The 12,712-nt window shown below is 70.5% G+C and carries 8 protein-coding genes; 2 read left to right on the top strand and 6 right to left on the bottom strand.

The genetic code is table 11. The annotated features are described in order from the left end of the window. Nucleotides 1-225: 225 nt before the first annotated feature. Together ACLQ26_RS06700 and eccCb are read left to right on the top strand one after the other, a co-directional pair. Nucleotides 226-711: a hypothetical protein gene (locus ACLQ26_RS06700; RefSeq protein ID WP_425743591.1), complete on the top strand. Its 486-nt coding sequence runs from the start codon at nt 226-228 to the stop codon at nt 709-711. Nucleotides 712-714: 3 nt separating this feature from the next. Then, nucleotides 715-5,064: a type VII secretion protein EccCb gene (gene eccCb, locus ACLQ26_RS06695; protein ID WP_425743590.1), complete on the top strand. Its 4,350-nt coding sequence runs from the start codon at nt 715-717 to the stop codon at nt 5,062-5,064. 13 nt (nt 5,065-5,077) lie between these two features. On the opposite strand, the gene ACLQ26_RS06690 is transcribed toward eccCb, so the two are convergent. The 6 genes from ACLQ26_RS06690 to ACLQ26_RS06665 form a co-directional block, all read right to left on the bottom strand. Further along, the gene (locus ACLQ26_RS06690; RefSeq protein WP_425743589.1) at nt 5,078-5,599 is read right to left on the bottom strand and encodes a hypothetical protein; all 522 of its coding nucleotides are present in this window, start codon (nt 5,597-5,599) and stop codon (nt 5,078-5,080) included. Continuing rightward, the gene (locus ACLQ26_RS06685) at nt 5,596-5,862 is read right to left on the bottom strand and encodes a hypothetical protein (protein ID WP_425743588.1); all 267 of its coding nucleotides are present in this window, start codon (nt 5,860-5,862) and stop codon (nt 5,596-5,598) included. The genes ACLQ26_RS06690 and ACLQ26_RS06685 overlap by 4 nt, the downstream gene beginning before the upstream one ends. A gap of 76 nt (nt 5,863-5,938) precedes the next feature. Next, on the bottom strand, nt 5,939-6,298 hold the full coding sequence (locus ACLQ26_RS06680) for a hypothetical protein (protein WP_425743587.1): 360 nt from the start codon (nt 6,296-6,298) through the stop codon (nt 5,939-5,941). A 9-nt stretch (nt 6,299-6,307) separates the two neighbouring features. Continuing rightward, a complete protein-coding gene (locus ACLQ26_RS06675; RefSeq protein ID WP_425743586.1) occupies nt 6,308-8,062 on the bottom strand; it encodes a hypothetical protein in 1,755 nt (584 codons plus the stop codon). A gap of 19 nt (nt 8,063-8,081) precedes the next feature. Next, nucleotides 8,082-9,008 (bottom strand): hypothetical protein, encoded by a 927-nt coding sequence (locus ACLQ26_RS06670; RefSeq protein WP_425743585.1) that lies wholly within the window; start codon nt 9,006-9,008, stop codon nt 8,082-8,084. 483 nt (nt 9,009-9,491) lie between these two features. Continuing rightward, a complete protein-coding gene (locus tag ACLQ26_RS06665; protein ID WP_425743584.1) occupies nt 9,492-12,572 on the bottom strand; it encodes an NACHT domain-containing protein in 3,081 nt (1,026 codons plus the stop codon). Nucleotides 12,573-12,712: the final 140 nt, after the last annotated feature.

Genomic DNA, 12,712 nt, shown 5'->3' with positions numbered 1-12,712 from the left:
GCGCCGACCACAATCCACCCGCCCCGCGCCGCGAACGATGTCGACCGCACAGCCAGGACCAGCGATTACGGGCCCTCGGTGACGGTCAGATTACGCTCAGATATCGACGGTCGTCGGCTACGTTAGCGTTAACAGCGTTCCGTGTCTATAGGTGTACGCCGTTGTCCTGCCGGCGCTGCCTGCTGGCCCCCGAGCCGGGTGCGCACCTGGTGTTGAATGTGGAGAGTGAGCGAACAGGTACCGAAAGGGGTGGCGACGGTGGAGCTGACGATTGTCGTCGAACCCGAGCTTCCGCTTACCGCCGAGCGGCTCGACGCCCTCACGCAGGGCTTCGCCGAGGACCTGCGGGCACTTCCCCGGACGCGCGTCGCCCCCGCGACGAGGCCCGTTTCCGTTCCGGGCAAGTCGCCCGAGGCGTGGGAGCTCGGGATGCTGGTGGTGGGCGGTCTCTTCTCGGCCACCACCATGCGCGCGATCGTCCAGATCGCGATCGCGTACACCGAGCGGACCAGAGCCCGATCCATCACGGTGCGCAGCGGCGACACCGAGGTGGTGATCACGGGTAGCACCCGGATCGACGATCCCCTCCTCGTCACCCAACTGGCGCGGGTCATCGAGGCGTCACACCGCTCCGGCGCCGCTCCCGCCTCGCCCGAGCCGGACCAGGCCGCGATTGCCCCGGGTGAGCACCCGGGCGGTGTCCGAGCGTAAGCGGTGGGACAGCGCCTGGCTCTCCTCATCGCCAACGACCGCTACATCGACGACTCGTTGGCGGATCTCTACGCGCCCCGGGAAGAGGCCCGCGACCTGCAGAGTCTGCTGGCCGACGCCAACATCGGGGCCTTCGACCGCACCGTGCTGCTGGAGAACGAGTCGAAGAGCTCGGTGGAGCGCACGATGGAGACGATGCTGCGCAGCGCCGGGCCGGAAGACCTGATCCTGCTCTACTTCTCCGGGCACGGGATCCGTCGCGGCAAGCGGGGCAGGCTCTACCTGGCGGTCGCCAACACCGAGGTCGACTGCCTGTCGTCGACGTCGATCTCCGCGTCCTTCGTCCACGAACTGCTCGACGAGTCCGAGGCCGCCAGCTCGGTCATCCTGCTCGACTGCTGCTACAGCGGCGCGTTCGACCAGGCCAAGTCACCCGCGGATCTGAACCTCGACGGGGAACTCAAGACCGGCGACGGCCGTTACGTGATCACCGCGACCAACTCCGTCGAGCGCGCTGACGACGGGCAGCCGGCGACGGCCGCGACCCCACGGCTCCGCTCCGCCTTCACCGAGACGGTCATCGAGGGCCTGAGCACGGGTGCCGCCGATCTCACCGGCCGAGGTCGGATCACCCCCGAGGATCTGTGGCAGTACGTCCAACAGACGCTGCCGAAACGAACGACCCGACAGTCCCCGTGCCAGTTCGGCCGAGCGAGCAGCGAGGTGCACATCGCGCTGTCCCGGGACGGCCACCACCGCCCGCGCGATCCGCGGGACCCGGGGGATCCTCGTCTCGGCGAGCTGTTGGGCCCGTTGGAGGTCCACGAGGACGTGAAGCTGTGTGCCGTCGAGTGGCGTCAGCGCGGGCCCCTCACGGTGCCGGTCGGCCTGCACCACCGCATCGACCAACCAGCCGGGGAACCTGTCTCGCTCGATCTCGCCTCGTCGGAGGGGCACCTGCTGATCGTGGGGCGTCCCGGGATGGGTAAGACCACCCTGCTGCGTACGATCATCGGCGGGCTCGCGCTCACCCACTCGGCCGACGAGGTCGTGTTCCACTGCCTTGAATCCGGTGGCAACTGGTTCTGGCCGATGCGGAAGCTGCCGCACGTCGAGACGGTCCTGGGCGACGACCAGGTGGTCGAGTTGGGCAAACTGCTGAGCCAGCTCGAGGACGAGGTGCTGCGACGCAAGCGCCTGTTCCGTGAGCACGAGCTGGAGTCGCCAGCCAGCCTCCGGGCGCGACGCGGAAGCCTGAACGCTGGCCCGCAGCCGGACATCTTCCTCGTCGTGGACCGTTGGCAGGACTTCGTCGGGCTGCAACCCGACTTCACCGCGCGCGTCATCGAGCTGGCCAACAAGGGCTCGGGGTACGGATTCCACCTCGCGGTGGTCGAGCGCAAGTGGCGGTCCCTCCCTCAGGAGCTGATCGAGCTTCCACAGCTACGGATCGAGACCCGCCTGTCGGAACCGCAGGAGTCGATGGTCGATCCGGACCACGCCGCCCGCCTGCCGCTGTCGATGCCCGGCTGGGCCATCCAGGGGCGACGCACCTTCCGCATCGCCCTCCCCGAGCTGGCGGTGACCGAGGTCGCCCCCGACCTCAGCGCGGATTTCGCCGTCGCCGACGGCACGAGACCGATGATCGCCCTGATCGCCCAGGCGTGGGGCCTGCCGCCGGTGGCCCCGCCCGACGGTGCTCGTCGCGGCGCCCGGGAGGCCCGGGACGATGCGCTGGAGATCCTCGGCCTCGCCGACTACCGGGCACTGGTGGCCTTCGACGGTCCCGCTGCGGTCGGGGGCCCGGAGCAGCACCTCCAGGTGCCCGTCGGGTTCGACCTGGACGGAAAGCCGGTCCTGCTCGACCTGAAGGAGTCGGCCCAGGCGGGGATGGGCCCGCACGGCCTGGTCATCGGCGCGACCGGCTCCGGCAAGAGCGAGCTGCTGCGGACGATCGTCGCCGCGCTGGCGGCACGGCACCCGTCGGAGGAGCTGAACTTCGTCCTGGTGGACTTCAAGGGTGGCGCGACGTTCGCCTCGCTGGACGCGCTGCCGCACACCAGCGCGGTGATCACCAACCTGGCCGACGAGCTGCCGTTGGTCGACCGCATGCGCGACGCGCTCGCCGGTGAGATGGTGCGTCGGCAGGAGCTGTTGCGGGCGGCGGGCAACTACGTCTCCCGCTTCGAGTACGAGAAGGCTCGGGCGGCCGGTGAGCCCCTGGCCCCGATGCCGAGCCTGTTGATCATCTGTGACGAGTTCAGCGAGTTGCTGGCCGCGAAGCCGGACTTCATCGACCTGTTCGTGATGATCGGCCGGCTGGGTCGGTCGCTCGGCGTGCACCTGTTGCTGGCCTCGCAGCGCCTGGAGGAGGGCAAGCTGCGTGGTCTGGACACGCACCTGTCGTACCGGATCGGTCTGCGGACCTTCTCCGCCGTGGAGAGCCGGATCGTGCTCGGTGTGCCGGACGCGTACGAGCTGCCGAACGCTCCCGGGCACGGCTACCTGAAGACCGGCAACTCCGCCATGGTGCGCTTCCGGGCGGCGTACGTGTCACGAACACCCGGCCACGACGAGGCCGAGCCGGGCTCGGCCGTGGCGGAGGCCATCGCCGGCAGGACGGTGCTCGACCTGCTGGTGGAGCGGTTGCACGGCCGTGGCCGCCCAGCGCACCAGGTCTGGCTGCCGCCGTTGGCCGAGCCGCCGAGTCTGGGTGAGCTGTTGCCACCGCTGAGTCTGCACAAGCGCTTCGGACTCTGCACCGCGGACTGGGTCGGCCGTGGTCGGCTCACCGTCCCGGTCGGCGTGGTGGACCGCCCGTACGAGCAGCGCCGCGACCCGATGATGGTCGATCTCGGCGGGTCGAGCGGCAACGTGGTGATCGTGGGTGGCCTGCTCAGCGGCAAGAGCACCCTGCTGCGCTCGATGATCGCCGCGCTCGCTCTCACCCACACCCCACGCGAGGTGCAGTTCTTCTGCCTGGACTTCGGCGGTGGCGCGCTGCGCAGCCTGACGGAGCTGCCGCACGTGGCCGGGGTGGCCGTTCGTCGGGAAACCGAGCGGGTCCGTCGGACGGTGGCCGAGGTGGTCGCCGCCCTCGACGACCGGGAGGCCCGGTTCGCGCGCCACGGCGTCAACTCGATGGCCGACTACCGGCGTCAGCGGGCGAGCGGCGAGTTCCCCGACGACCCGTTCGGCGACATCTTCCTGGTCGTCGACGGCTGGAACACCCTGCGCCAGGAGTACGAGGAACTGGAACAGGCCATCACCAACCTGGCCAGTCGAGGGCTGGGTTTCGGCATCCACCTGGTCATCACCGCCGTGCGCTGGGCCGAGGTCCGGATCACCATGCGGGATCTCCTCGGCACTAGGCTTGAGCTGCGGCTCGGGGACGCGACCGAGTCGGAGATCGACAGGCGAGCCGCGCAGAACGTCCCGGTCGGTTCGCCCGGTCGCGGCCTGACGCCCGACAAGCTGCACTTCCTCGCCGCGCTCTCCCGCATCGACCGCCTGCACGACACGGAGGACCTCACCGAGGCGTCGGTGGCGCTGGCCCGCCAGGTGGCGGCGAGTTGGCCGGGCCCTCCGGCGCCGACGGTACGTCTGTTGCCGGAGAAGCTGACCGTGGCCGAGCTGGCCAAGGTCGTCGACCGGGCCACGCCGGGGCTGCCCATCGGCGTCAACGAGTCCGCGTTGGCGCCGGTGCACCTCGACTTCGCGGTCGAGCCGCACCTGACCGTCTTCGGCGATGCCGAGTGCGGCAAGAGCAACCTGTTGCGGCTGATCGCCCAGGGCATCGTCGAGCGGTACACGCCTATCCAGGCGCGGTTGGTCATCGCCGACTACCGGCGCAGCCTGTTGGGCGCGGTGGAGGGCGACCACCTGCTCGACTACGCCGGGTCGAACCAGCTGTTCGCCCAGAGCATGGCGTCCATTCGCGCCGCCATGCAGAATCGCCTGCCCGGGCCGGAGGTGACCACCGCCCAACTGCGCGACCGCAGCTGGTGGAAGGGCCCGGACCTGTACATCCTGGTGGACGACTACGACCTGGTGGCGTCCGGTGGCAGCAACCCGCTCAGTGCCCTGTACGAGCTGCTGCCGCAGTCCCGGGACATCGGTCTGCACCTGATCGTCACGCGTCGGGCCGGCGGGGTGTCCCGGGCGCTCTACGAGCCGGTCCTGCAACGCCTGCGCGAACTCGACGCGTCGGGCCTGCTGATGTCCGGCAACCGGGAGGAGGGCGCCGTCCTGGGAAATCTGCGGCCGAGCCGGCAGCCTGCGGGGCGGGGCACGCTCGTGCGCCGCCGCGACGGCCAGCAGCTCATCCAGACGGCGTGGGTTGATCCGGACTGACCACCGGGCAGGCTCACCGGGGGTGCGGCAGCGGAAGGCCGGCGAGTTCCTCTGCCACGCGCTGCTCGGCGGCTGCTGCCCGCGCCGTCGCCTCGACGATCCGGGCGGTCAGCCGGCCCGCGGTCGCGCGTACCGCCATCGGCGGGGTCACCGAACCCGACGCCGGCTCGACCTCCCCGACCGGGGTGACCACGAGCCCGGCGAGGCGCGCTTCGGCGACCGCCTCCAGGGCGAGCCGACGCGCCTGCGCGAGGTCGTGCTCCCGGCCCGCCACCGCGGCGGCGATCCGGGTGTAGGCGTCGTACGCCTCGTCGAGCTGGCGGACCAGGCGGCGAAGGATCTCGTCGGTCTCCTGCTGGCCGGATCCGGCCTGCCAAAGGCCGGGGAGCAGGCGATGCAGCCGGCGGAGTTCGTCGGCGGCCCCGCCGACCGCCTGCGCGGCCTGCCTCCACCGCTCGCCCTGGTCGGCGTGGCCCGGAGGTGGCACGGCCACCAACCGCGAGTAGGGAAAGACCACAGTGCCGTCTGTCGTCATCCGTCGCCACGGCGAGCGAACCGGGCCCAGATCTCGCCCTCGGTGACGGAGACCGAATCCGCGACGGTACGGAGGACATCGGCGACCTGGCGCAGCTCGCCGGCGAGTCGGGGCAACTCGTCGAGCCAGGCCACGATCGAGGCCGGCGGATCCTCGTCGTCGCCGGGTGGCTCCACCGCGTCGAGCCGGTGTGCGACGGTCTCGACGTCGACGGCGACGTGGAGGAGACCCTCGGGATCGATGTCGAGTGATCCGTCGCTCATGGTGTGCCCACCTCCCGGCAGCGCGTCGCACCGACCCGGGCGCCCTCGGGCCAGCCGGCTCTGTTCACGGTACAGGTCAGAGTGGCCAGTGCTGGGAGACGAGGTCGATGGCGCCCCGGACCGCCTGCGCCACCGTGCCGCCGACCGTGGCCAGCGCCGCCAGCGTCTCCAACGACGTCAGCACCGGCCTGCGGTCCGGCTGCCGTTGCTCGCGGGCCGCCTCGATCGCGGCCACCTCGCGGTCGGCGCGGTCCGGGTCCTCGAAGTCGGCGACGTGCTCCTTCAGGGTGCGCAGCAGCGCGTCGAACCGCTCGGTGAGATCGGCCGACCCGTTGTACTGCACGAAGACGGCGTTGTCGCTGGCCATCGCCTGTTGGCCGCCACTGATGACGTTGTGGAACACGATCGACCGGGGCGGCTGGTCGGGGTCTGTCACGGGGACCTCCTAGTTGTGCTGCTCGAAGGAGACGTTGGAGCTGGACATCGCCTGCTGACCGCCGAAGATGTTGTTGACGTTGCCGAAGATGTTCTGCACCTGGGACGCGCGCTGCGGCAGATCGCCGGTGTCCAGGCCACGTTCGGTCAGGAACGAGACGACCGCCTCCAGCACGGCCCGCTCCAGCAGCTTGGTGTACTTCCACTCGTCGAGCAGTTGCAGGTGCTTGACCGCGGCCGGCTCGGCGACGAGTTGACGCACACTGACCCGGGCGCCGTAGTCGTGCGTCCGGAACTGCTCGCTCGCGGCGAGCGCGTCGTCCATCCGGGTCTTCATGCCCCGCTCGTGCCGCAGTCGCTTGACCAGGTGCCAGCCGCTGAGCACCGAGTCGGTCACCATGTTCGCCAGCACGCCACGCGCGATCCGGACCGTCGACTGCTCGGGGCGCAGCCGGTCGACAAGCGCGTACCGGGCCTTGATGGGGTACATCACGGTGCTGACGAACTCGACGTAGAGCAACCCACCCTCGACGGCGGCGTGCACGAACGCGGAGATGTCGATGCCGAGGTCCTGCTCGGGCAGCACGAGCCGCCCGTCGGCGGTGTGCAGCGGCTTGCCGGCGCCGCTGACCACGATCCGGTCGTAGTACCGCAGCCCGCCCTGCGGATGCCGGACGATCACGTCGACAACCTCTTCCGAGGCGCGGCTGCGGGGCATCCCGGTCGCCGGGTCGAGCAGCGGGTCACCCTGCCGGCGTACGCCGTCGGCGACGATGTGCGGCACCAGGGAGAGCCCCGGCACCCGGACGGCGCGGGGCAGCGGATCCTCCCGCATCCGCCGGATCGCCGCCCGGACGTGCGCGGTCAGCGCCGGCCCCAGCTCCGCCTGGTCGATCGGCGGGGCATCCGTGCCGGGGGCCAGGCCGACGGCGGGCTGCACCGCGATGGCGTACGACCAGCCGTGCTCCGGCGCGCCGCAGCCCAGGAAGGGGTCGTCCTCCTGGACGGTGATGTTGCCGTACTGGGCGCGGGCCACCAGGTCGAGCCGGCGGGCCACCCGTTCGTTGGGCAGGGTCGGCAGGACCGGTGGGATGCCGGGGCGCAGCTCGTCGGTCAGGATCTGGTGGGTGGCACGCTCGAACCGGACGAGGACGGCAAGCGTGGCGGCACCGAGCAGGAGGGGCATCCAGGCCACCACGCCGAAGAGGCCGGCCGTCATCCTGGACCGCAGTGTGTCGATGAGCGCGTCGGCACTGAGATCGGGGCCGGTCCCCAGCAGTGGGCCGACGAGTAACTCGAGGCCGTCGGACACACTGAACAGGGGCAGCACGAGCGCCAGGCCGCCACTGCACAGCACGATGGTGAGCAGCGTTCCGAACAACAAAACGCGGACGGGCAGGGACATCTTGCGCGCCTCCTCGGAGCGCGCCAGCAGCACGGTGAATCCGAGCACCAGCCAACCGGCAGTGGCGCTGAGCGAGGTCACCACACCGATGAGGAGCAGGCCGAACAGGATGGCGTCGCGGGTCAGGTAGCGGTGCCGTGCCCGGAAGCAGTGCCGGACGACCGCGTTGAGGTCGAAGCCGAACGAGAGCGCGACGGCACGCCGCTCGTCCTCGATCACCTCCCTGATCACCGTGTCGGCGTACGTCTGGTCGAGGTAGGCCGCGCCGCACAGGCGCCGTGTGGTGTCGGACAGCCGCGATGGCACCTGGTACGACGGGAAGTCGAAGTGCTCGGTCTGCGACGCCTCGGTCACCGTCACGTCGTCATCTCCCGGCTCCCTAGATTTCCTTGCTGGTGCGGGTGGGCAACCCGCAGGAGACGGCGATCGGGTTCCACCGGCGCAGAAATTCGTTCTTGGCCTTCTGGGACTGCTCGGAGAGCTGGTTGCCCCGCCGCCAGTTGGCGTCGAGTGAGCAGCCGGAGCTGATGGAGCGCCGCGTCCAGGCGGCGTACGCCGCGTCGGCGTCCCCGGCGTAGGTGAAGGCGGAGACCAGGTGGGAGCGCATCGCCGCTCCGTCGGCGAGCGCATCGACGGTCAGCGCTCCGGCCTGGTCACGCTGGGCGCGGCGTTGCCGGGTGACGCCGTCCAGCAGGGTGAGCGAGCGGTCCAGGTCGCGGCAGTCTCCCACTGCGGCGATGGCGGTGGCCAGGTCGCCGCGGGAGGCGATCGACTCCGACAGCAGCGCGTCCACCGCCTCGGCCTGCGCACGCCGCCGCGTGTCCGGATCGTCGCTCGCCGTCGCCGTCGGCGTCTCCAGGCCGGACGCCGTCGTCGGAACCGGGTCGGGCGTCGGCGGCGTCTCGGTGGACACCCCCTCGTCGGCGGTCGGGGTCGCCGACGTGGACGTCGCGCCGGGGACGGCGGCGGACAGCGGCACGGTCATGCCCGCGACGAGCGCCACCGCGACTGTCACCACCACCGTGGGCACCAGGAGTTGGAGCCCTCGCCGCAGGTCACCGTCACGTCCGTCGCCACTGGCGGCGCGCGCCCAGAGGTAGCCGGGTGACTCGGGTACGCCCCGGACGGCCGTCAACAGGTAGATGGCGACGGCGAGCGCGGCGAGCACGTAGTGCCACAGGGCCAGGCGACCCGGCACCTCGGACGGCTCCTCGGCGCCCCGGGCGAGCGCGACGACAAGCAGCACCAGCACCCAGCCGGCGAACAGCAGCGCGCACACCAGCAGGTCCCACAGCGGGGGTGGCACGCCCGGCCGCGACGGCGCGCCTGGTGCCTCGCCGACGACGGGCGACGTTATCGAAAGTGGCGATGGTTCCGGGAGTTCCGTCGTGAGAGGCGGCGTGACCGTCGATGCGGTCGCGAGGGGTGCCGCGCCGGGCGGGTCGGTCGCGACCGGGACGGCGCGAGGCGGAGCCTGCTCCTGCGGCACGGTGGCCGCCCCGGGCAGGGCCGAACCGCACCGTTGGCAGGTGGGGAGGGCCGCATCGGTGTCGGCCCCACAGGTGACGCAACGCATCGATCACCGCCTCCCCGGCAGGCGCTTGTCACGGTGGACCTTAGCGACGAGATCGGTGTCCGACATCCTCCACCCGGGCCGACGACGGCGATCGCTGATATCCGACAGTCCTCTGTGGAGTCAGCGGCCTTGCGCGTCGGCCAGCCACACCTCGGCCCCATCGCCGAGCGCGACACCGAGGACCTCGCTGAGGCAGACCAACAGGTCGGGTCGTCAGGCGCGCGCCACGAGAAGTCGTTCCAGCCAGCGCGGGTCACGGGCGTTCGATTCGATGGCCGTCGCGCCGTGGCCGATCTCCTTCAACGCCGCGTGCACGTCGGTGGCACCGTGCAACCTCGCCTCGGCGGCCAGCACGACGGCCGCCAACCGTACCCGTGCTCCGAGGGTGCCCAGCGGCGTGGTTCGCCTCGCCAGCAGTTGCTCCGTGGCCGTCACGAGCCGGCCGGCCAGCGGGCCGGCCCACCACCGGTCCACACCCTCGAAGAACACGTGCGCGGTCAGGGCCCGGTCGTGCAGTGCTTCCAACTCGACGTCGAGCTCCTCCTCGCCGGCGAATCCGGTGTCGCGCAGCAGCGCGTCGGCGAATCGTCCGTCCAGTTCGGCCTCCGTCAACCGTCGGCGGGCGGACAAGACGGCGCCCAGCGCCCTGGTCAGGCCGGTGCCGATGTACCTGCGCAGTTCATCCTCGTGAATGAGATCGATCGCCCCTTGCGAGTTCCCCCCGAGCGTCTGCTCGCGCCGGACGGCCTCCAGATGCTTGGGATTGACGTCCGAGCGGTCGACGGCCGCGAGTGCGCGCGTGGTCATGTCGGTGAAGGCCGGTTCAGGCTCGTTCGGCGGGGAGAGTCGCTCGATGAGTTTGAGGAGCGCCCACAGATCGGACTGCAGCAGCAGGGTGCCGATGTAGCGTTGGGAATAGTTTTCCTTAGCGGCGAACGGCACCGTCCTCGCTCCGAATGCCAGCAGGGTGGTGAACTCGCGAGCCAGCGGCGGCTCGGACGTGACGGACGCGAGCCGGTCGAGGCTGCCCGCCAGATCGGTGCCGGCGTCGGGAACCCCCATCCGATCCGCCAGGCTCTTTCCGACCGCGTAGGCGGCGGCCAGATTCGCCTGAGCCAGCAGGCCGGCGACGGCGATGTCGCGACGGAACGCCTGAGCGACCTCCGCCCCGGTGGCCACACGTGGCGACGAAGCTCCCCGCGCCACCCACAGTTGCGGGCTCCGGCTTCCCGGGTCCGGCTGCACCCAGACGCTCGTCGCCTGGGACAGGAAGATGCGCGGACTCGGTGCCTGCAGGGCCTCCAGGCCGTCAAGCTCCTGCCTGGTGGGCAGCCGGTAGTCGGTCCTGCCGCTTCCCCCCAACAGCGTGTTCAACCAGTTCACGAACGAGTGGGCGTCCGAACTCCACACCCCGGCAACCGCCTCGGTCTGCGGCTGGGCCGCCAGGCCGGGCCACACGGGTGGGGGATTGCCGGTGCCCCGCAGAAAGAGGGAGTAGAGGTTCACGGGTATCGGATGCGGACACAACATGGTGCCGTTGGGCTGGGGGATCAGCTGACTGAGATGACGGGCGGCCAGAACCCCCGCCACCAACCGCACCCGCTGCGGGTCGGCACCGTCCTCGAATCCGGTCGTCATGATCTCCGCAAGGCGGCGGCGAAGATCCGGGGCAAGCTCGCCGCCGGTCTCGGACGCTTCGAACGCCAACGACAGCGACGTCATGGTGGCGGCGTCGAGGCAGGCCGCCACGATCGGGTCCGGATCGGCGTTGGCGAGGTAGAGCAGTGTCGCCTCCCGCCACCACGAGTCCGTCACACAGGCGACGAGATCGGCCCCCAGCCCGTGGTCGCGGATGTGTTTCGCGGCCAGATACTCCTGGAACGTCTGGTGCCCGAACGCGTAGAGGTCGAGTTCCCGTTCCAGCAGCAGGCCGTTGGAGGTGACGTCGGCGAGGAAGTCGGCCACCGTCACCTCGGCGGTGAGCCGTTGCAGGATGGGGAGGCAGATGCTGGCGACCTGTCGCACGGTGATGTCCCGTGCGCGTCGGCACATCATCGTGTATGCGAGCAGGGCCAGCAGCCGCTCCTTGGTGGCGCCGGGGATCTCCACCGGCAACCGTTTGGCCTCGTGCCTGCGCCACAGCATCACCTGGCACATCTCGCCGTACAGGTCGGCGCGGCTGCCCGGGAGCGCACTGCGGTACCGGTGGACGTGGGCGATCATCGTGAGAAGGAGCGGGTTGACGGACAGGTCGTAGAGCGCGGGCGTCGACGCGAGCCGTCGCAGGAGGTCTTCCGCGCTGTCGTCCGCGACACGATCGACCGCCGGGTTGACACTGGACGCGGCCTTCCGTTCGATCGCCCTGTACCACCCTCGAACGAACTGGTCCACCTGTTCTCCGGTGAACGGCCGTACCTGGAACACCTGTGCCGAGCGTACGACCGCCGTCTGGTACCCGTGCGGCCGCGACGTGATGACGAAGTCGTTCCTCGGGTAGGCCGCGACCTGCGTGTCGATCCAGTCGCTGAGCATCTGCCGATCCTGCGAGCGACCTACCTCGTCGAGGCCGTCCATGAGAACCGTGCAGCGGCCCCGCACCAGCCGGTACTCCCACCACCGTTCCGCGTCGCCGCCGCCCAGGCGCGGAAGCGCTCTGCCCACCACCTCGGCGAGGGTCAGGGCCGGGTTGTCGACAAGCGCGGCGGCCTGGTCGCGCAGGATCAGAAGCAACGGAATCGGCCGCCGCCATCTCATCCGGCCCTTGGCCAGTCGACGGGCCACGTGGCGAAGGAGTGTGGTCTTACCGCAACCCGGCGCGCCGACAACGGCGAGCACGCGCGGCGTCGCGTCGCCGAGGACGGTCCAGACCGAAACCCGGTCGGACACCTCCAGTGGCGTGTCAGCCAGCACGCTGCCCGGCACCTCGTGTGGGGCGCGGGAAACGAGCGAGAGCTCGACGAAGACCTCCTCGAGCTCCGGAGACTGGTCTCCGACCGTGGCCAGTCCCTTCGCGTCCACGTAGCGCAGGGATGACAGCACGAACTCCCGGTACCGGCGACCGTATCCCGAGAGGCGTTGGGTGGCGGCGTTGTCCAGCACGTCACGGAGGCGGTCGATTTGGCGGCCGGCGACGCCCGTCAGGACGAGGAACAAGCCCAGGCAGACCTCCCACAGGACCGCCAGGGCGATTGCGGCAGCCGGGTGATCGGTGATCAGGCTGCTCTTCCACACGGCGAGCAGGCCGGGGACACCGAGTCCCGCGAGAACCGCGGTCAATGCCTGTCCGCGTCGCATCGGGGCCATCCTTCCCGAACGCCCAAGACCTTAGCGACGACATCGACGTGCGGCATCCTCTGCCCGGGCCGGCCTTGGCGATCGCGGAAATCCGACAGTCTCCAGTGGAGCGACGGGCCTGGCGCGGTTCAGCCAGGACG

The organism is Micromonospora sp. DT43 (genome assembly GCF_049841645.1).
GTDB lineage: Bacteria > Actinomycetota > Actinomycetes > Mycobacteriales > Micromonosporaceae > Micromonospora.
Note: the sequence above shows the minus strand (reverse complement) of the source record. Positions and strands in the feature narration are given on the sequence as shown.

What these genes read in the sequence shown, in the direction of transcription:
- ACLQ26_RS06690 (WP_425743589.1), bottom strand. Translation starts at nt 5,599, where the DNA reads ATGACGACAGACGGCACTGTGGTCTTTCCCTACTCGCGGTTGGTGGCC.
- ACLQ26_RS06685 (WP_425743588.1), bottom strand. Translation starts at nt 5,862, where the DNA reads ATGAGCGACGGATCACTCGACATCGATCCCGAGGGTCTCCTCCACGTC.
- ACLQ26_RS06665 (WP_425743584.1), bottom strand. Translation starts at nt 12,572, where the DNA reads ATGCGACGCGGACAGGCATTGACCGCGGTTCTCGCGGGACTCGGTGTC.